The sequence below is a fragment of the Bordetella tumbae genome, assembly GCF_054780995.1.
On record NZ_BAAGVG010000024.1, the window covers coordinates 111205 to 130886 of the forward strand.

Annotated in this window: 22 protein-coding genes; 15 read left to right on the top strand and 7 right to left on the bottom strand. The window is 58.4% G+C overall.

The window, feature by feature from the left end; translation table 11 throughout:
* Nucleotides 1–33: 33 nt before the first annotated feature.
* Nucleotides 34–1185: a cystathionine beta-lyase gene (metC, locus tag ACYVI2_RS25660; protein ID WP_415817531.1), complete on the bottom strand. Its 1152-nt coding sequence runs from the start codon at nt 1183–1185 to the stop codon at nt 34–36.
* Nucleotides 1186–1293: 108 nt separating this feature from the next.
* On the opposite strand from metC, the gene ACYVI2_RS25665 reads away from it, so the two are divergent.
* Nucleotides 1294–2205, top strand: coding sequence for a LysR substrate-binding domain-containing protein (locus tag ACYVI2_RS25665; protein WP_415817530.1), 912 nt, complete (start codon nt 1294–1296; stop codon nt 2203–2205).
* A gap of 103 nt (nt 2206–2308) precedes the next feature.
* Nucleotides 2309–3235 carry a LysR family transcriptional regulator gene (locus ACYVI2_RS25670; RefSeq protein ID WP_415817528.1) on the top strand — a complete coding sequence of 309 codons (927 nt, stop codon included), beginning with the start codon at nt 2309–2311 and terminating at the stop codon, nt 3233–3235.
* On the opposite strand, the gene dbpA is transcribed toward ACYVI2_RS25670, so the two are convergent.
* Nucleotides 3192–4580: an ATP-dependent RNA helicase DbpA gene (dbpA, locus tag ACYVI2_RS25675; protein WP_415817526.1), complete on the bottom strand. Its 1389-nt coding sequence runs from the start codon at nt 4578–4580 to the stop codon at nt 3192–3194. The two genes, ACYVI2_RS25670 and dbpA, sit on opposite strands and share 44 nt — an antisense overlap.
* Nucleotides 4581–4689: 109 nt before the next feature.
* Nucleotides 4690–5640 carry a Bug family tripartite tricarboxylate transporter substrate binding protein gene (locus ACYVI2_RS25680; protein WP_415817758.1) on the bottom strand — a complete coding sequence of 317 codons (951 nt, stop codon included), beginning with the start codon at nt 5638–5640 and terminating at the stop codon, nt 4690–4692.
* A 194-nt stretch (nt 5641–5834) separates the two neighbouring features.
* Here ACYVI2_RS25680 and ACYVI2_RS25685 point away from each other — a divergent pair, with 194 nt between their 5' ends.
* Complete coding sequence (locus ACYVI2_RS25685; protein ID WP_415817524.1) at nt 5835–6188, top strand: DUF7079 family protein; 354 nt, start codon at nt 5835–5837, stop codon at nt 6186–6188.
* Between the two features lie 13 nt (nt 6189–6201).
* Nucleotides 6202–6573: a Rap1a/Tai family immunity protein gene (locus ACYVI2_RS25690; RefSeq protein WP_415817522.1), complete on the top strand. Its 372-nt coding sequence runs from the start codon at nt 6202–6204 to the stop codon at nt 6571–6573.
* Nucleotides 6574–6593: 20 nt separating this feature from the next.
* On the opposite strand, the gene ACYVI2_RS25695 is transcribed toward ACYVI2_RS25690, so the two are convergent.
* Together ACYVI2_RS25695 and ACYVI2_RS25700 are read right to left on the bottom strand one after the other, a co-directional pair.
* Nucleotides 6594–7148, bottom strand: coding sequence for a cytochrome b (locus tag ACYVI2_RS25695; protein ID WP_415817519.1), 555 nt, complete (start codon nt 7146–7148; stop codon nt 6594–6596).
* Nucleotides 7145–8248 (bottom strand): catalase family peroxidase, encoded by a 1104-nt coding sequence (locus ACYVI2_RS25700; RefSeq protein WP_415817517.1) that lies wholly within the window; start codon nt 8246–8248, stop codon nt 7145–7147. The genes ACYVI2_RS25695 and ACYVI2_RS25700 overlap by 4 nt, the downstream gene beginning before the upstream one ends.
* A gap of 236 nt (nt 8249–8484) precedes the next feature.
* On the opposite strand from ACYVI2_RS25700, the gene ACYVI2_RS25705 reads away from it, so the two are divergent.
* Together ACYVI2_RS25705 and ACYVI2_RS25710 are read left to right on the top strand one after the other, a co-directional pair.
* The gene (locus ACYVI2_RS25705) at nt 8485–9039 is read left to right on the top strand and encodes a sigma-70 family RNA polymerase sigma factor (protein WP_415817756.1); all 555 of its coding nucleotides are present in this window, start codon (nt 8485–8487) and stop codon (nt 9037–9039) included.
* Nucleotides 9036–9788, top strand: coding sequence for an anti-sigma factor family protein (locus tag ACYVI2_RS25710; RefSeq protein ID WP_415817515.1), 753 nt, complete (start codon nt 9036–9038; stop codon nt 9786–9788). Before ACYVI2_RS25705 ends, ACYVI2_RS25710 begins: the two co-directional genes overlap by 4 nt.
* A gap of 30 nt (nt 9789–9818) precedes the next feature.
* Here the strand turns inward: ACYVI2_RS25710 and ACYVI2_RS25715 are convergent, their stop codons facing one another.
* The gene (locus tag ACYVI2_RS25715; protein WP_415817513.1) at nt 9819–10739 is read right to left on the bottom strand and encodes a LysR family transcriptional regulator; all 921 of its coding nucleotides are present in this window, start codon (nt 10737–10739) and stop codon (nt 9819–9821) included.
* A 114-nt stretch (nt 10740–10853) separates the two neighbouring features.
* On the opposite strand from ACYVI2_RS25715, the gene ACYVI2_RS25720 reads away from it, so the two are divergent.
* Complete coding sequence (locus ACYVI2_RS25720) at nt 10854–11603, top strand: SDR family NAD(P)-dependent oxidoreductase (protein WP_415817511.1); 750 nt, start codon at nt 10854–10856, stop codon at nt 11601–11603.
* A gap of 60 nt (nt 11604–11663) precedes the next feature.
* Here the strand turns inward: ACYVI2_RS25720 and ACYVI2_RS25725 are convergent, their stop codons facing one another.
* Nucleotides 11664–12335, bottom strand: a complete 672-nt coding sequence (locus ACYVI2_RS25725; RefSeq protein ID WP_415817509.1) for a GntR family transcriptional regulator — start codon at nt 12333–12335, stop codon at nt 11664–11666.
* Between the two features lie 78 nt (nt 12336–12413).
* On the opposite strand from ACYVI2_RS25725, the gene ACYVI2_RS25730 reads away from it, so the two are divergent.
* The 8 genes from ACYVI2_RS25730 to ACYVI2_RS25765 all read left to right on the top strand — a co-directional run bounded on the left by ACYVI2_RS25730 (nt 12414) and on the right by ACYVI2_RS25765 (nt 19611).
* The gene (locus tag ACYVI2_RS25730) at nt 12414–12617 is read left to right on the top strand and encodes a hypothetical protein (protein ID WP_415817507.1); all 204 of its coding nucleotides are present in this window, start codon (nt 12414–12416) and stop codon (nt 12615–12617) included.
* Nucleotides 12614–14008, top strand: coding sequence for an amidase (locus tag ACYVI2_RS25735; protein WP_415817505.1), 1395 nt, complete (start codon nt 12614–12616; stop codon nt 14006–14008). Before ACYVI2_RS25730 ends, ACYVI2_RS25735 begins: the two co-directional genes overlap by 4 nt.
* Complete coding sequence (locus ACYVI2_RS25740) at nt 13996–15192, top strand: CaiB/BaiF CoA transferase family protein (RefSeq protein ID WP_415817503.1); 1197 nt, start codon at nt 13996–13998, stop codon at nt 15190–15192. The genes ACYVI2_RS25735 and ACYVI2_RS25740 overlap by 13 nt, the downstream gene beginning before the upstream one ends.
* Nucleotides 15193–15208: 16 nt before the next feature.
* On the top strand, nt 15209–16009 hold the full coding sequence (locus ACYVI2_RS25745; RefSeq protein ID WP_415817501.1) for an enoyl-CoA hydratase: 801 nt from the start codon (nt 15209–15211) through the stop codon (nt 16007–16009).
* A 77-nt stretch (nt 16010–16086) separates the two neighbouring features.
* Complete coding sequence (locus tag ACYVI2_RS25750; RefSeq protein WP_415817499.1) at nt 16087–17064, top strand: ABC transporter substrate-binding protein; 978 nt, start codon at nt 16087–16089, stop codon at nt 17062–17064.
* 75 nt (nt 17065–17139) lie between these two features.
* On the top strand, nt 17140–17973 hold the full coding sequence (locus tag ACYVI2_RS25755; protein ID WP_415817754.1) for an ABC transporter permease: 834 nt from the start codon (nt 17140–17142) through the stop codon (nt 17971–17973).
* 7 nt (nt 17974–17980) lie between these two features.
* A complete protein-coding gene (locus ACYVI2_RS25760) occupies nt 17981–18730 on the top strand; it encodes an ABC transporter ATP-binding protein (RefSeq protein WP_415817497.1) in 750 nt (249 codons plus the stop codon).
* A gap of 14 nt (nt 18731–18744) precedes the next feature.
* Nucleotides 18745–19611, top strand: a complete 867-nt coding sequence (locus ACYVI2_RS25765; RefSeq protein WP_415817495.1) for a polysaccharide deacetylase family protein — start codon at nt 18745–18747, stop codon at nt 19609–19611.
* Nucleotides 19612–19682 lie beyond the last annotated feature (71 nt).

Here is a 19682-nt window from a genome sequence, read left to right on the forward strand (position 1 = left end):
ACTCGTAACGGCTATTGGCCCTAAAAGCGGGATTCAGCGCGCCTGGCTCTCATAGGCAGCCAGCGCATTGCGCAAGTCGTCTTTCAACACCTGCACGTCTTCCAGGCCTACGGACAGGCGTACCACTGGCTGGTCTGTTGCAGGATGAACCCGGTTGGCTTGTAACGACGCCGGATAATAAGCAGCCAAACTGTGCACTCCCCCCCAGCTGGCGCCAATGGAGAAATGTTGCAGCGTATCGAAGAAACCACTGAAGGCTGATTCTGGCCCCCGTTTCAGAATCATTGAAAACAGGCAGCCATTAGTACGAAAATCGCGCTTCCAGAGGGTGTGCCCCGCATCGCTTTCCAGCGGCGGATACAGCAAACGCTCCACTTGCGGCTGTGCCTGTAACCACTGTGCGATGTCCAAAGTCGCAGCACTCTGCGCCTGTACCCGCAAAGCCAGCGTTTCCAATCCCCTGAGCACCAGGAAACAATCGTCTGGACTGACCTGCTGACCCAGGATGCTCTGCGTTTCACGCAGCACCGCATAGTGCTCGGCGTCGTTCATGCTGATGCTTCCCATCAATACATCGGAATGACCGCTGAAGAACTTGGTAGCGGCCTCCACACTGAAATCGACACCATGGGCAAGCGGCTGGAATCCCAGTGGACTAGCCCACGTGTTGTCCATCATCGTCAACACCTTATGGCGGCGCGCCACCTCTGAGATGGCGGGAATGTCGGCCATCTCCATCGTGACAGTCCCGGGAGCTTCCATGCAGATCATCCGGGTTGTGGGGCGAATCAGTGCCTCGATCTCCGCCCCCATCGCGGGTGGATAGATCTCGACGTCCACCCCCATATATGCCAGCCACTTTTCGGCGAAGGTCTTGAGCGCGCCATAGCAGGCGGCCGAGACCAGTAAATGATCACCACCGCGCACAAATCCCATCACCACGGTCATCAGGGCAGAAGCGCCGGAGGGCGTGATCACACAGTGCCGGGCGCCTTCGAGCGCCGCGATGCGCTGTTCCAGCAACCGCGCGGTAGGTGTTCCCGTGATCCCGTAGCTGTAGCCGTCGGGTTGGCGTTGCTTGCGATTGACAAAATCGGCCAATGAGTCGAATACCACCGTGGAGGCGCGTTGGACGGCCGGGGACAAACTGGCGAAGTCGGTATTAGAAGGGCTGATAGAGTTCATTTGGTCTATGCGCTGAGCTTAAGAGGTGTTTCGATGAGGCGCAGTTTGATTTGCCGAGGCAATTCGTTCAACAATTGAAGTAACTTAGTCAATAAGCAGGACTTATACATGGACATGCGTGAAATCCAGGTCTTCCGCGCCGTCATGCAAGCTGGCACGACCAGCAAAGCCGCCAATTTGCTCGGGATATCTCAGCCGGCCATCAGCCAATCGATTCGAAAGCTCGAGGAATCCTCCGGGCTGCGCCTATTCGAACGGGTGCGTGGGCGGCTGGTCGCCACGCCCGAGGCGGGCGCGCTGATGGAGGAAGTCGACCGATGCTTCGCGGGCTTTGAGCTGATCGAACACCGGATCCGCAGCCTCAAGTCCTTTGGCGTAGGCCGCCTGGCCATTGGTTCGCTGCCCGCGCTAGGCACGGGATTCATGCCGCGCGCGATTGCCGCTTTCGGCTTGGTCGATCGCGGACTGCAAATGTCGTTTCAGATCATGAGCTCGCGAGAGGTGCTGCGCCAGGTAGCAGCAGGCCAACTCGATTTTGGCTTGATGGCCGATGAGCTGTCCGTTGCGGGCCTGGAGCATTCGGTATTCCTGCGTACGCCAGGAGTGATCGCCATGCACAGCCGCCATCCGCTGGCAAACAAGAAAGTCATCGACGCTCGCGATCTGGTCGAACACCCATTCATAGCACTCAATCCGGAGGATGCCAGCCGGCGACGACTCGAGGCTGCGCTTCAAACCGTTGATCTCAATCTTCGTCCGATGCTGGAGACACCGTATTCGAACTCAGTCTGCGAATTCGCTCTCAATGGCGTCGGTATAGGCATGGTGCATCCCATCATGGCGCTGGACTACCTCTCTCGCGGCCTGACGATCAAACGGCTGTCATTGGAAGTCAGCTTCACGTGTTTGTTGGTGTTTCGCTCCGGTACACCTCTGTCAGGCAATGCCAAAGCGATGTTGAAAGTCATGCGCATCCAGTTGGAGAACGATCTCAAAAAGATGCAGGCTGCCTTGGGTTAAGCCGGTCAGCCTGGCGACTATGTTCCTCGTTGCGCTGAAAGGCTATGCTTCACATCAAACAATGTATCTTTGGCCTGAACCGCACTTTTGATTTAACGACATCATGCTCCGAGAACTACAGACCTTCATGGCGGTGGTGCGGTATGGCACCTTTGCCAATGCGGCCGCTCACATCGGCCTCACACAGTCCGCAGTCAGTGCTCAAATCCAGCGGTTGGAAGAGGAACTGGGTTATCCCCTTTTTGACCGGACGGGCAGGTCTGCCAATCTCAATAGCAATGGACGTGAGGCTCTCGCTGTTGCAGAAGAACTGATGTCGGTTTACTCAAAATTTGGACGCAATACGGATGTCCCGAAAACGGGATTGATCCGTATCGGGTCGATCGCGTCTGCGCAGGAAACGTTCCTGGCCGAGGCCCTGGCGGAATTCTGGAAAATCAATCCGGGATACCGGATTCGCATGGTGCCAGGCATATCACTCAATCTGCTGGGTCAGGTTGACTCCGGTGAGATCGACATTGCAGTGATGCTCAAGCCGCCCTTTGCGTTGCCGTCGGACTTGCAATGGCGCGAACTCTACGCCGAGCCGTTCGCCTTGCTCGCACCTCAAAAGATGCAAGATCGCAGCTGGCAAGATCTATTGGAAACCGAACCATTTATTCGGTACGACCGAGGTTCGTTTGGAGGACGGCTGGTTGATCAATTTTTGCGGCACGCGCGTTTCACCGTCAGAGAAACCATCGAGCTCGACGAGTTGCAGGCCATCGCTCAACTCGTACGCCTGGGAGTGGGAGTCGCGCTGCTGCCGATGAGCGACGCGCTCCGGATACCGAAAGGGGTCGCCGCCATCGATTTAGGCGATGCCACTTTTTTTAGAGAAATCGGCTTGGTCGAACGCCCTTCCGATCGGAGGCAACCTGTCGCGACGTTGCTGGCGCAACGTATTGCGGAGGCTGCCGCTCGATTTCAGGGCTCGAGCAAGAAAATCAGAACTCTTCCAAAAACCGCATCCGGAACCGACGCCCCTTGATATTGCTGTTGGAAAGCCGCGAAAACGCTTGTTTGGCGATCTGGCGGTCCAACGCCACATAGGAGTTGAACTCGGTGATGTTGATTTTTCCGACCTGCTCGAATGTCAGGCCACCATCACCAGTCAGTGCGCCCAGCAAATCGCCGGGGCGCAGTTTGTCTTTTTTTCCGCCCTGTATGCACAGGGTGATCATGGGCGCGCGCAAGGGGCGATCGGCTTTCGCGCGCAGCGATTTGATATCGGCCCACTTCAACGGGGAACCCTGATATTCCTCAATCAGATTGGCCCAGCGCATTTCGTTGGGGGAACACAGGCTTAACGCCAGTCCCTTCTGGTCGCCACGGCCGCTGCGGCCGATGCGATGTACGTGGACCTCGGTATCCTTGGTCACATCCACATTGATCACGGCGCCCAGATTCTGGATATCCAGGCCACGGGCGGCAACGTCGGTCGCGACCAGCACGGCGCAACTCTGGTTTGCGAACTGGATCAGGATTTCGTCACGCTCTCGTTGTTCAAGATCGCCGTTGAGCGCCTGTGCGCTGATACCCTCAGCCTGCAGGCGTTCGACCAGATCATGGCTGCGGATCTTGGTATTGCAGAACGCCAGCGTCGACACCGGACGGAAATGCGCCAGCAGCGTCACGACGGCGTCCAATCTGTCGCCCTCATCGATCTCGTAGAAAATCTGCTCGATGCGGCTGGCATCATGCTGGGCCTCGACCTTGACCTCTGCCGGATTGCGCAGGAAACGTGCGCTGAGCTTGCGAATATTATCGGGATAAGTCGCCGAAAACAGCAAGGTCTGGCGCTTGGTCGGGCAATGCGAGGCAATGGCGACGATATCGTCGTAGAACCCCATGTCCACCATGCGATCGGCTTCGTCGAGCACCAGCGTAGTCAGACCGGACAGATCCAGGCTGCCGCGCTGCAAGTGGTCCTGGATTCGGCCGGGTGTGCCCACCACCAGATGTGCCCCGCGGGCCAGCGACTCGGCCTGAGGCCGCGCAGCGGCACCGCCGCACAGGGTCAAGATTTTGACATTGGGGATTTGGCGAGCCAATCGGCGCAGCTCCTGCGCCACTTGGTCGGCCAGCTCCCGGGTGGGGCAAAGCACCAGCGATTGCGGGGTCAGCCGATTCACATCCAGCTTTTGTAACACGCCCAGGCCGAACGCCGCGGTCTTGCCACTGCCGGTTTTTGCTTGCGCAATCAGGTCGCGGCCCTCGAGGATGAGCGGCAGACTCTGCCCCTGGATGGGCGTCATCTGTTCGAAACCCAGGCCTTGCAGGTTGTCCAGCAAGGCGGGCAAGAGGGGCAGAGAGGAAAAAGGAGCGTTGGTCACAATAAGGGGCGAAAAAGCTGAATTGACCGACAGTGTATGCGCTCATGGTCTTTTCTGTATTGGGCGGATCATCGCTCCAACGCCGAGGCAACGTAGTTCAGCAGCACATTCACTGCTGCGGCACGTGGGCCTTCTGGACGATGCGTTGCCACAACGCGATTTCCTTTTTCTGGAATTCATGCATTTGCATCGGGCCACCGGTCATGGGCGTAGCCCCCAGGCGCTCGTAAAACTCCCGTGTTTCCTGCATCTTTGAGATCGTCGTGAATAGCTCGGCCAGTTTTGCGGTTTCCGCGGCAGGCGTCTTGACGTTGACCACGGCTCCGACCCAGGTGTAGGCCTCAAAACCCGGCAAACCCGCCTCTGCCGCCGTTGGTACATCGGGCGACGTGCCGACCCGCTGGTCGGCAGCTACGGCCAACGCTTTTACCTTGCCGCTCTTGGCCAATTCTTGGACTGCGGTCACCTCAGCAAAGGTATAGCCTACCGTATCAGACGCGACGGCAGTGATCGCCTCGCCTGCCCCTTTGAACGGCACATGTACCGTCTTTATGCCGGCTGTGTCGTTGAACAGCTCGCCCATCAATTGATAGCCTGCCGAACCGGCACCGAAATTCACCTTGCCTGCGTTCTGGCGTGCGTAACGGATCAGCTCCTGGAGCGTACTATAGGGAGCCTTGGGGCTAGCTGCCAGCATCGCTGGCGAGCGCATCATCATTGTCAGCGGCGAGAAGTCCTTGACGGGATCGTAGGGCAACGCCTTAAAGAGCGCAGCATTGACAGCCAACGTAGAATTGCTGCCAATGAATACCGTGTAACCATCGGGTGGCATGGAAAGCACGCTCTTGACCGCGATAAAGCCGTTGGCGCCGGGCTTATTTTCGACCACCACAGGCTGGCCGGTGAGTTCCTGCAGTTGACGCGCGAAATATCGGGCTGACGTATCGGTGCCGCTACCTGGTCCGAATGGCACAATAAATTTAATGGGCCGGTTCGGGAAAGCCTGCGCAAGAGCTTGAGGCGTCTGCCCGGCCAGGCCAACCAACGCCAAACCCAGCATGGCCGATAGAAAACATCTGCGTTGATGCACGGCGTGTCTCCTTGAGTAATGGCCTCGACGGCGCGAAAGCGCCTTCTGCCTTTTTTGGCGTTGCTATTGCCTGGGAGACTCTATGCCGGGCGATTATCGGTGTCTAATATTTAAAAATTCAGCCTTGATACTCTTTTTATATCGCCTCTAGAAACACGCCTATTATGCAAGCCGTTGATCCGAACCGCATCAAGATCTGGCAAGCGCTTTCCACGCTGTTCCTGGATACTGAGGCCGACGATACGACCTTTTCCTATATTGCACGTGTCGTTCTCGAAACAGGGTATTCGCAGCGGGAAGTACATCACATTCTGTGGGGAGAAGTCTTTCCTGTTCTGAAGGCCAATCTCAGGAGTCTTGCCGGGGAATGGGCGGGATGGCCGGACGAGTGGCTCGTGGAGCATTTACGCCCGTGTACGGAAACAGTGAGAATGCCGAAAGGCTTTATTGCCAGGGAGATCGACAGATGCTGGAAACAGGTGGAAAATCGCCTTCCTCCTGATTGGAAACACGAGTGACAGAGAGATATTGATGCGTAAACAGATTCTGGCAGTTTTCCTCGGGCTGAGTGCTGCTGCGGCTTGTCATGCTGACACGACCCGCACATGGGCAATGTCAGGCTCTGACCTGGCGCGCGCATTGGAAGGCAAGATGCCCACGCAATTTCACGAGGGTGAGACGCAACGCCAATTTTCGAGCGCGTATGGGCAAGCCTATATCCTCGGCGTGGCTGACGACACGCGCGGCAAGCGTTGGTGTTCCAGCACGGGCATCCTGCCACACGAGATGGCGGATCGCGTCCATACCTATCTGTCGGGACTGTCGGCCGAACAGCTGCGTGGCAATGCGGCCTCGCTGGTGGGCGAGGCCTTGCAGAAAGAACTGCCCTGCTCAAAGCCCTGAGATCGTCACGGCAAAGACCGCTAGCGGCCTCGAGTCATCGATTCCAGAACACCGTCACGCCGTATCCAGCCATGGAACAATGCAGCAGCCAGATGCAGCAGTACCGTGGCAAACAGCAAAAATGCGAGATACCGATGAGCACCACGCAACCACGCAAATAACGAAGCATCGGTCGGCGCAATAGGCGGCAGTTGCCAACTGCCCACGATCACCGGATAACCTCCAGCAGACACCATCGCCCATCCTATCAGCGGCATCGCAAACATCAGCGCATACAACAGAATATGCGACCCCAACGCTGCCGCGCGTTGCCAGCCCGGGATATCCGCAGGCAAGGCCGGGACGCCGTAAATAAGGCGCCTGCCCAGGCGCAGGCACACCAACGCCAATAACGCCAGCCCCAATGGTTTGTGAATCTGCATCAGCCATTGATGCCGCTCCGAAACCGAGGCCACCATGCCCACGCCGATGAATAACATCGCCACCATGCCGATAGCCATCAACCAATGCAACAGGCGTGCAAACAGGCTGAATTTAGCGGGCGCTCGATGAATGGGATAAGCGGAAAAGTTCATTGCGCACGCTCCGGTTGACTGGAATGAGATGGGGCCAACGCGCTTTGAGGTGGCCCCTCACTGGTGCGGCGCTCGTAAGACGAGGCATAGGCCGCAGAACGCGCCGGCAGCAGCGGATCATCGGAAATCGCGATGCCGCGTGGCAATATGGTCGGGTCATAGTTCACGTCACGGCACGGGCCGTCGTCTTGCGGCGCGCTGCGGGTTATCACCACAGTGCCCGCGTCGACAGTGGGCCGATCTGCCGGCCACTGTTTCGTCGCATCGTTGGTGGGATCACCTGAGGCGGCCAGCGTCACTACCAAGCGCCAGCGCAACGGTCCCTGTGCCAAGCGCTGCTGCAAGTCACCCTGCAAGTAATTGGCGTCATGCTGCGGCTGAGCGGCAGGCGCGGCCTCTGCACCTAAAGGCTCCAGATGCCAGCGCACGGCTTGCCGCTTGCCCTGCGCATCGACAAAGTAAAAGGCATTCAGGCCGTAATAGCTTTCCGTCGCATAGCTGGCCGAAGGCTTGGCCGTCTTCACCCACGCGAGAAAGGCCCCTGCCTCGGGATGCGCTGCGAAAAACGCCCCCATCCGCTTTGGATCGGGCTTGTGCGTATTCGGGTCGGGACGAGCAGCAAGCTGCTGGTCATAGAACGCTTGCGGGGTCGCCAGCGGGAATACCGGCATACTGTTCATCCCGGTGCGCCACTGCTCGCCATTGGGCGAGGTGAATTGCAGGGCAAAGCTGCGAATAGGGACACTGGAGTCCGGAGCATAGGGATTGCCGCCGGGTAGCGCCAATCGCCCTATCACTGGCGTATTACCGCGCTCGAACAGGGCTGCCGCGGACAAGGCATGCGCCGCCCCATTGCTTTCAAAATGGCCTATGACACATACGCCTTTTGCGTGATTTCGTCGAAAGCCTGCGTGAACGCCACTATTGGTTTCCAGGGCATCCACCACCCGGTCGGGAGTCAGACGATCGGGGTCCAGCCAGCCGCCCACATAGGCAAACGCCGCCCCAGAACACACCACAATAGCGCCGATCGCGGCCAGGCGCAGGCAGGTTTGCCGGGCATTGAGCGGCCGGGCTTCGCGTTCAGGTCCTTGGTGCATGAGGTTCCTTGCCCATGGGGCGTTGAATACCCCTGTAAGACGGGAGGCCAAAAAATTTATTCCGCGACGGAATAAACTCACCTGAGCGGCGTCTTACGACATTAGCCTGTCAGTCTTTGACGCCACGGGCGCAGCGCCCGGACAGGAACAGCCTGGCTGTTCCTTTCTCTCTGCGCCCTCCTCCCCGGTTTGGATACCGGGGTTTATTGAGGCATTTGATGAATCAGCCGGTACGCATGCCGATACACGAAGCGGTACCCTCCGATGATGACGCGATAGAGGCGGACGAATTGTCTGATGCCGTCGTGCGCCAGCTATTGCCTCGGCTGCGACGGTTTGCGCTGCATCTGACTCGTGATGCCATGTCGTCTGACGACCTGGTGCAGTCCACCCTGGAAAGAGCCCTGACGCGCTGGCCCAGCCGACGTCCGCAGGGCAATGTGCGCGCTTGGCTATTCACCATTCTGTACCGCCAGTTCCTGGACTCCCAGCGCCGCGCGCGCCGTTATGCGCGGCTGCTCGACTGGTTTACAGGATCCGACGTCACGGCGCCGTCGGCAGAGCGAGAGGTAATGGCACGCGCCTCGCTGGACGACTTCGAACGACTTCCCGAGGCGCAGCGTACCTTGTTGTGGCTGGTCTGCGTGGAAGGGCTGAGCTACAAGGTTGTGGCCGACATGTTCGATGTCCCGCTGGGTACCATCATGTCGCGCCTGTCCCGTGCACGCAGTGCGTTGCGCGATTTGCATGAAGGCCGGGCAGGCGAGCCCCGCCTGAGGATCCTAAAATGAACGAACGCTCTATGGACGATCTGGCGCGTAATGCGTTTGTGGATGGGCAACTTGATCCCGCACAGCGGCAAGCCATGCAAGCCTACCTGCGGGAGCACCCCGAACAAGCGCAAGAACTCGACGCCTGGCAGCGCGATACACAGCGGCTGCGCGCGATGGCTAGTCACGATAGCCTGCCGCCGAATCCAGCCCTGGACCCCACGGCAGTACGCGCACGGCTGCGCAACCGTGCACGGGGTCGCCTGGCGATGGCGGCCAGTCTGGTCATGGCGCTAGCTATCGGTGGCGTCACCGGATGGAGCATGCGCGACACCACAGTCGTCGCCAACCGAATCCTGCCCATGCAGGATGCCATGCAAGCCTATCGCCTGTTTGCCTCAGCGGACGCTCCACAGCCCGATGTGCGTGCCGATACGGCGGATCTGCAAGGCTGGCTGGACGAGTATTTTGCTAACGCCGAGCGTCTGCCTAATCTGAGTGCCAGCGGCTTTCAGCCCGTTGCGGCTCGCCTGCTGGCGACTGATCAAGGGCCCGCCGCGATCGTGATTTACGACAATGCTGGACAGCGCGCGACCTTCTACATCCGCCCGCCAGGGCCCGGCAAACAGTTTCTGCCGCAAGGCAGCCGGCGCGATGGGAATCTGCTGGCTCGCTATTGGTCTGGACAGGGATATAACTATGCATTGGTGACATCAGGCGATGGCGCAGCAGATGGAGTCCTGCCGCCATCGGGCGCCGTTCGTAGTTAGGCAACGAAACCACGGATGACGGCCAACACCTCACCGGCCCAGACGGCGTGATTTTGCGCGCGTCGACGTGGCCAATGGTGCGAGATGCGAGGCAATAAAGTCTATAAACATCTTTGCCCTGATCGGCAGATTGCGGCCGAATCCATGCACCACCTGCAGAGGTACAGGCATGAGCGGCACATGTGGCAACACATGGCTTAATTTTCCGGAATCGAGATCATCCTGCACTGTCGTCCTCAGGATTTGCGCGATGCCTTGTCCATTGACTGCCGCGATTTGCATCGCTTGGCCGCTATCGGCGTCGAACACTCCTTCAATCGGAACGCGCGTGCCGTCGGCCAACATGATCGGCAACACGTGACCATCTAATCGATAACGCACATGACGATGCGCGCCGAGATCGGCGACTGTCTGCAGTTCACCATGCCGGGCGAGATATTGCGGTGATGCGACCAGCACCAGCGGCAAATCGATCAACTTGCGGGCGTACAACCCGCTATCCATTACCGTCCCGGCTCTCAGCGCCAGATCAAAACCCTCTCGGATCAGATCGACATATCGATCGCTCAGGCTGACATCGAGCGCCAAGGCGGGATGATCAGGCATGAGCTGCGAGGTGATCGGCTCCAGCAGCAAGCGCCCGAGATCGACCGGCATACTCACCCGCAATGTCCCGATCGCGGTATTTGGCGCTTTCAGTGACTCGTCGGCGTCTTCGAGGCCGCGCACCAGCGATGCGACGCGCTCGTAATAGGCTTGTCCCTCGCCGGTCAAAATGAAAGCGCGAGTTGAGCGCTGAAACAGCCTGACGCCCAAGCGCCGTTCCAGTCGGGCGATGCTTTTCGAGACGGCCGACGGTGTCGTACCGAGCAACCGGGCAGCGCCAGTAAATGAGCCAGCCTCAACGGACCGCACAAAGGCGGACAAGCCGTGGAAATGTTCGACCGTCATTAATGACTATCAGGCATAAATCAAAGCACCATTGTAGGACTATTGCGTCATTTTGTTCCAAATTACATTGGCGTCACACATCACAACAGGCACCGCCTGAAAGGAAAATTTGACGTGAACAAACTGACAGATAAAGTCGCCATCATCACTGGCGGAAACAGCGGCATCGGCTTGGCCACCGCAAGGCTTTTCATCGAGGAAGGTGCATACGTCGTGATCGTCGGGCGCCGTCGTGACGCGGTCGATGGCGCTGTCGCGGAACTCGGGCCCAGGGCGCTGGGCGTCACGGGCGATCTGGCCGACCTGACGACGCATGACCGCGTCGCAGCGTTAGTAGCCGAACGCTTTGGCGGCGCTGACATCTATATGGCCAACGCGGGCGTCAACACGATTACGCCTTCAAACGCGGTCGGAATCCAAGAGTACGACGCTCAGTTCGATACCAACACTCGAGCCGTATTCTTCGGCGTGCAAAAGATCGCGCCGCTGATGCGTAACGGTGGCGCGATCTTGCTGACCAGTTCGATAGCGAGCGGCAAGGTCCTGGAAGGACATGCCGTCTATGCAGGGACAAAGGCCGCGATTGAGGCCTTTGCACGCAGTTGGACGCTGGAATTCAAGGACCGCGGCATCAGGGTGAACGTCATTAGTCCGGGACCAGTCGATACGCCGATTCTCGCGAAGCTGGGCGTCGCTGCTGCCGATCGGCCGGCGTTTGAGGCGGGGGTTGCGCAGGCGATTCCCCTGGGGCGTTTGGGTCAACCAGAGGAGTTGGCGCGGGCTGCGTTGTTTTTAGCGAGTAATGACGGGAGCTTCATTACAGGAGTTGTGTTGAATGTTGATGGAGGGATTGCGTTGACTTAAGCGTCAAGTGAAGCGGGCGCAATATCGCCCCCCTCACCTATCGTGACAGACGCCACGCCTTCAGTCCCCCGCCTGCGTCAGCATGGAGCGAGGCAGATTGATCAGAAAGTCCGCCAATCCTTTGGAACTCTGCGACAGGCTGATGTGGTGTGACATTTTCTCCTGAGCAAGCATCGCGTCGCCCGCCAGAATCGCCTGTAATAACTCCTCGTGCTGATCGTACGACTCACGCAAACGACCCACCGCGGTGAAGGCATGCTTCAAATAGGCGCCAGTACGCGCGCGCAACCGTAGCAGCTCTTGGCGCAAATACGGATTGCGACAGCCTTTGTAAAGCACCTCATGAAAGTCGTGATTAGCCTGACGCCAGCCGTCTGCGTCTTCCGCTTCAATCACCGCTGCCGCGTCAGCATGGACGCGCGCCAACTCGGCACGTTCTTGCTGCGTCATCCGCTGACAAGCCATGCGGGCCGCCACAGCCTCCATTTCCCCCAGCAGCTCCCACACGGCAAGTAGCTCTTGTACGTCCATTTTTGCGACGGTCATCCCGTTACGCGGCAAGCTGTTCAGCATGCCTTGGACTTTCAACTGCAATAGCGCCTCGCGCACCGGTGTGCGCGACACATTGAACTGCGCCGCCAGTTCATTTTCATCGATAGCGTCGCCAGGCAAAAGAACACCGTTTCGGATGTCGTCCTCGATGGCCAGGCGGATTTGTTCGCTGATTTTCACGTTTATGAATACATACAAACACTGATATAGAAAAATTATAAGGTGATTTATAAATATATTTAAGAGATCGGAAAATACATGAAGAGATCACTCGCCTGCCCCATCGCTGATGTGAACCTGGCTCAGACCGCTCCCCAGGAGGACGTCATCGCTGTTGCATTGCAACATACACTCTCTCTCCAGCACATCGTTGCAAGCGAGGCGGAGTGCGCACATATCGCAAAATCTTTGCGGCGCATTGCTCCGCCCGACAGTGAAGTGCTGCCGAGGAAATCGGCGTGACCCAGACCGCTCTCCGAACACCTGCAGGACTGCCCGCCAGCATTGACGCCTTGCGTGCCCTGTTGCGCGACGGCGAATTGACCGTACCCGAGGCGCTGGCCGTCCAACAGCAAGCGTTGCGCAAAGACCGCTGGCATTGTGTCGCGCACATACCGGAATTGCCCGAAGTACAGCTGGATGCGTCATTGCCCCTCGCCGGCGTGGGCGTGGCGCACAAAGATATCTTTGTCCTGCCGAACCGGCTCCCCAGCTGCGGTGTGGATGGCCCACCGTCAGGATGGTCGGCAACACGACACGCAACCGTAGTGCAGCGCCTGACGAAGGCAGGAGCCCCCCCGTTGGCGATGTTGGGCATGGCACCATTCGCCGGCGGAGCAACCGCCGAAAATAGCGCGTATCCGCCTATGCACAATCCGATCGACCCCGGTGCCGCCGTGGGCGGCTCGTCCAGTGGATCAGGCGTCGCCGTAGCGGCCGGATTGTGTTACGCCTCGCTAGGCACCGATACGGCGGGATCCGTACGCATGCCTGCCGCGACATGCGGCATAGTAGGCCTGAAAACTACCCATGGCCTGGTTCCTGCCCAAGGCGTAGCACCGCTGGCGCCGTCACTGGATACAGTAGGGCTGCTGGCGCGCAGCAGCTCGGATGTGATGACAACCCTAAGCTGCGCGTTGACCGCCGCTCAAGCGCGCAAACTGCATGCCACGTATGACGCGGCGCAACGCGACGGCTTACGCATCGCGGTGAGCTGGACACATGCGAATCCAATCGGTGAGCTTTCGCCCGGCGTCGCGCAAGCGCTGGACTCGTTGGCCTGCGCGCTAAACGTCCCGGCAGAGCGTTCGATAAAAGACTTGCGCGAATTGCAGCGTTTGGCAGAAATATCTCTGTATGCCGAGGCAGCCAGCGTCCATGCACCGGCACTGCGTGCTCGCACACATCTGCCCACCCTGGTTCGCAACCTGGCGCTGACCGGCTCAGCCATCCCGGTCACTTGGTATCTGAATGCCCGCCGCGAGCAGTCAAGCCGATGCCGGGAATTCTTGAGCACTGCGTTATCCGATGCCGACATCCTGCTCACCCCTGCCCTGCCGCGCGGCGTGCCAGACAGCGGACTTGTCACGACGACATCTGCCGACTTTCAACCACGCGAACTCGTGGCGATGTTCAGTTGGATGTCGTTTGTGAATTACCTGGGTTTACCCGCCATCGTTCTGCCCATTGCTTGCGATATAGGCGGACGGCCGATTTCGGTCCAGGCGATCGCCCGTCCGGGCAAGGAGGGGCTGCTGATCGCATGGGCACAGCAGGTAGAACAACGTTGGCCAGACGCCTTTTCATCTCTGTCCACTTCAAATAAAGAAAGAAACCAGACATGCCTCAAATAACTGCATCAAAAGCCTTGCAGCGTTTCCGTGTGCTGGACTTATCGCGTGTGCGCGCAGGCCCGACTTGTGTACGTATGCTGGCCGACTTCGGGGCCGATGTGATCCGAGTCGAACCGCCGGCGGGCATAGACCCCAATGAGGCCATGTTCGCAGCTGACCGGTGGAGCGGCGACTTTCAAAATTTAAACCGCAACAAACGATCGTTGACCTTGAATCTCAAGACTGCCGAAGGCCGCGAGGTGCTCAAGCGTCTGGTCGCTGGTGCCGACGTGCTGGTGGAGAACTGGCGTCCCGATGTCAAAGCACGCCTAGGTGTGGATTATGAGTCATTGCGATCGATCAATCCTCGCATCATTCTGGCCAGCATCTCCGGATTCGGCCAAGATGGTCCGTATGCCAAGCGGCCAGGGTTCGATCAGATCATCCAAGGCATGGGCGGTCTGATGTCGGTTACCGGTCTTCCCGGACAAGGCCCAGTGCGCGCGGGTTTGGCCGTGGCTGACTCCAGCGCCGGTCTATACGCGGCGCTCGGCATATTGACGGCATTGCTCGAACGCGAAGAGTCTGGGGAAGGCCAATGGCTACATACGTCCCTACTCCATGCGCAGATTGCGATGATGGATTTCCAAGGGGCGCGGTATCTCAATGACGGGGACATCCCTCGTCAAGAAGGCAACGATCATCCGACCAGCAGTCCGATGGGCCTGTTTCACGCGAAAGACGGTCAATTCAACTTGGGAGCATCGGGCGAGGGCAACTGGAGGCGTTTTTGCGAGGCCATCGGACACACCGAATGGATGGACGATCCCGAGTTCGAAAATGAAAAGCTGCGCGTGAAACATCGTCAGCGCTTGAATCAAATGATCCAAACCGTCTTCATGACGGCGACGGTGGCAGACTGGGTCCAACGGCTGAACGCCGCGGGCGTCCCCGCGGGGCCCGTGTATTCGGTCCCACAAATGTTCGAAGACGAACAGGTCCGGCATCTAGGAGTGGCCAAGACCGTAGCCGCCTGGCAAGGAGGGCAGCGCACCATGATTACACAGCCCGTCACACTCGCACGTACGCCAGCCGACATCGCCCGCACGGCGCCTGGTTGGGGTGAGCACACTGATGAGGTACTGCGCGAGATTGGCTATGACGAGCGGGACATTGAAGCACTGCGCGGCGCAGGCGCTGTCTGAGTGGGAGGTGACCAAGATGAGCGTGCATACTCAACCAGGGCATTTGAAAGTCGATGAGACAAACGGCATCGTCACGATCCATATCTGCAACCCGGCACGCTTTAATGCAATGTCGCTCTCGATGTGGGAACAGATGGCCGTCATAGTCGCGCAAGCGGAACGATCAACGACTACCAGAGCTCTGGTGTTGGCCGGCGAAGGTGACCGTGCATTCATGTCGGGTGCGGATATTTCCGAGTTCGGCAGATTACGCAATGACCCCGAGCAGATAGCGCGTTATGGCCTGGCCGTGAACAATGCCCAGAACGCGCTCAGTGAAACGCGGCATCCGACCATTGCCGTGATTCGCGGCATCTGCATGGGCGGCGGTATGGGCCTGTCGTTGGCGTGTGATCTACGGTATTGCACGGATGATTCACGTTTTCGTATGCCGGCAGCAAAATTGGGATTGGGCTATGCCCGCCCAGGGGTCCAACGGATGCGCGAAGTTCTAGGCAGCGCCCGCACCACAGAGCTCTTTATGACCGCACGCACCTTCGACGGTATCGAAGCCGCCCGTATTGGAATGGTGCATGAAGTATTTGCCCGCGCGAGTTTCGATCAAAGCGTCGCCGAGCGTATTGCCGCAGTGTCTGGCAACGCGCCGTTGACGATAACAGCAGCCAAGCTGGCATTACGTCATCTGGCGGGAGGCGAGAATGCGCCGTCCAGCAGCGAGGTCGACGCCGCCACCGACGCCTGTTTTTTGAGTCAGGATTACCAAGAAGGGCAACAAGCCTTTCGCGACAAGCGCCCGCCAGCGTTCAACGGGCGATAGCGTTCAATATCGAGTCATCATCCGAAGCTTCGTTGGTACACCTTGCGGTCCTTAATAAATGATCAGGGGAAGTGAAAATGAGAAAGTGCAATGTGTTGATGTTGGTCGCCGCTCTCGGCATGTACTGCGGTCTGGCCCAGGCAGTGGGCCCTCAGCCTCCCGCAGGCAAAGAAAAACAAGTACTGACTGTGGGCTTCGTCAAGGTGGGGCATCTTTCTCCCATTATTGACGTCCCTGAGGCAGTAAAAGCGTGCAACGTCGAAATCAAACCCATCGAGTTCGTGCGCTATGCCGACGCGCGTACCGCATTGTTGTCGGGATCGGTCGACATCTCGGGCATAGGCCCTGCGGATCTCGCCATTGCGCTGGCGCAAGGCAGCGACAAGCTGATCGGCCTGACAGGCGTCGCGGCCTCGCCTAAATATCTCGTCACGCGTAAAGGGGTAAAGATCGACGAGTGGAAGGATATCGCGGGCAAGCGTATCGGTATTGCACCGGGTTCCGCGGTATGGTTCCAATGGGCGGCCACACTGGCCGAAAAAGGTGTTCCATACAACAGTTTCACGGCGGTGAATATACAAGGCGGCGGTACGGCATTCGTGCAAGCGCTCAAGCGTGGAGACATTGATGCCGTCGCGCTATGGGAACCCTTCGAATCCCAGTTGGTGGCCGACGGCACCGCGACATTCTCCAAGAATCTCGAATACAGCCAATCAAAAGCCGTGGGTGCGGAACTCGGCCTGCTCGCCGCGACTCGCGATGCGGTGACCAATAAGCGTGAAGCCGTAAAGTGCTTTCTGTGGGCCTACAAGTCAGCGGAAGAAAAACTGGCCAAGGACCCTGAGCTCTTCGCACAGACCTACTCGAAATATACCGGCCTGCCCGTCGAGGTCACTCGTGAATCCGTCAAGCTCATCAACCTGGGTGGAGTGTTGGACCTCGAACAATTGCAACGTCAAGCCAAGACCTTCAATGAACTAGGCGTCATCCCCAAAGATGTCAGCGGCGAGATAGGCAAAGTCTGGGACCCCAGCCTCTTGAAAGAAGTCATGTAATCACTACGTCCTGCTCGTTTCCAGAAGGGAACGAGCAGGACAGAGGAGTCGCGCGTGAGCGAATCAAGTGTAAAAATTCCCGTCCCGACCGTAGCTGGGCGAGCCGATCGGCGCCATAACGCCGCGGTAAAGCGAACAGCCTTGGCGCTATTGGTACCCGTACTCGTCTTGATTGGTTGGCAGGTGATTGGCCAATCTGACCAGTTCGCCGGTGCGGTCCCCACACCTGGACGTGTCGCCTCGGCGTGGTATGACTGGATCTTCGCCGAGGCGGGAATGGGACTGAATCCCTATCTGGGTACCTGGTTCAGCAATGTTCAGTACTCCACCATGCGCGTAATTCAGGGCTTCGCACTGGCGATGCTGCTGGGTATACCGCTAGGGCTGGCGATCGGCTGGAGCCGTATTGCATCGCTGACGCTGGATCCGATGGTACAGGGCCTGCGACCCATACCGATCACAGCATGGCTGCCCTTTTCGATTGCCGTATTCGGCATTCGCGATATGGGCTCAATCTTTCTCATTTTCCTGGGCGGTTTCTATGCCATCGTCGTAAACACCACCCAAGGCGCACGCGACATTGATCGAAATCTGGTGCGTGCAGCCTCGATGATGGGAGCCTCGTCGAGCCAGTTGCTGCGCCGAGTCGTTCTGCCTGCGGCCATGCCCTCGATCTTCACGGGTCTGCGTATCGGGCTGGGCATTTCCTGGACCGCCGTCATCGTCTCGGAAATGGTGGCCGTGAAATCGGGGCTGGGCTACGTATTGTGGGACGCGTATTACGTCGGCCGCATGGACATCGTGCTGGCGGATATGGCATCCATTGGGTTGATGGGCTTCATCAGCGATCGCTTGATCGTCGCGGTGGAGCGCAAGGTCCTGGTATGGCGCATGCTGCAAAATCATTGAGAAACCCATGTCTGATATTTTTGTAAATGAACTCAGCAAGACCTACGGCGGAGCCTCCCCAGTCCAGGCGCTCGATAACATCGATTTGACGGTCGAGGCAGGTGAGTTTGTGGCGCTACTAGGCCCATCTGGCTGTGGAAAATCCACGCTATTGAACCTCATTGCCGGTTTCGAGACACCGTCGTCCGGCACCTTGAAAGTCGGCGGCGAACCCGTCGCATCCCCAGGTCCTGCTCGCGGTGTTGTCTTTCAGGAAGCGGCGCTATTCCCTTGGTTGAATGTATGGGAGAACGTCGTATTTGGCCCAAAGATCGCAGGAAGGCCCAAAAAGGAATATGTCGAACGGGCCGAAGACATGCTGAACATTACGGGGCTGTCCGCATTTAAAAAACACCTGCCTGTGCAATTATCGGGAGGCATGCGCCAACGCGTAGGCATAGCCCGTGTCCTGACACTGGGCTCGAAGGTCCTGTTGATGGACGAACCGTTCGGCGCACTCGACGCGCAGACCCGCCTGACCATGCAGGAACTGCTGCTGTCGGTTTGGCAAAAGCTGCGAACAACCGTGGTCTTTGTGACCCACGACATCGATGAAGCCATCCTGCTGGCCGATACGATTTATGTCATGTCCGCACGTCCAGGACGCATCGCCACTCGAATCACCGTTCCCATCGAACGTCCGCGCAGCCTGGATCTCATCACGAGCAAGGTTTTCAACGGCCTCAAGCGCGACATCATGCAACAGATGCGTCACTGACCTGGACCACCCTCATGGCAAATCCTCGAGTTCCCTATGCGTTTTCAAATGATCGTCCCCCGTTGACACCTCCGGACGCAGGCAAGATTCTCGTGCACCTGGTGGTCAATGTCGAGAACTGGAGCCTCGACCACCCCATGCCGCGAACCATTATCACACCGCCGCATGGCAAAGAAACGGTACCGGATGTGCCCAACTTCAGTTGGGCCGACTATGGCATGCGCGCCGGCTTGCCGCGCATGTTGGAGGCCATCACGTCCCGCGGCCTGCCTGCGTCGACGAGCTGCAATGCCAGTGTGATCGACGCCTATCCCCGCGCGGCACAAGCCATGCTGCAGGCTGGCTGGGAATTCATCGGTCACGGCATGCACCAGAAAGCCATCAACCATGGCGGCTCTGAACTCGAGACGATCCAGGCATGTCTGGAGAAAATCAAATCGTTCACCGGTCAACGCACGCGCGGCTGGCTCAGCCCCGGGTTGCGCGAAACATACGATACGGCCGATATTCTGGCCGCCAACGGGGTTGATTATGTTTGCGACTGGGTCATCGACGACCTACCCAATTGGATGAAGGTCAAAGAAGGCCGCCTCGTTCAGATGCCCTACAACCTGGAGCTGAACGACTCGGTCATTTACGCTGTTGAAAAGCACTCATCGCCAGAGTTCTTGCTGCGCCTGCAGCGCACGCTCGCACTGTTCGAACGCGAGATTGAAAAACAACCCAGAGTGTTGGCGCTCGGCCTTCACCCCCATTTGATGGGAGTACCGCACCGCTTCGGTTATTTCGAAGAAATGCTGGATCTACTAGTGCAGCATCCACAGGTGGTCTTCATGAATGGCAGCGCCATAGCCGATTGGTTCATGGGCCAAGAGATATAACCCATGCCTGCATCCCATCGCCGCGATATACGCCTCGCGATTCATGTCCATGCAGGCGCAGCGCGGCAAAC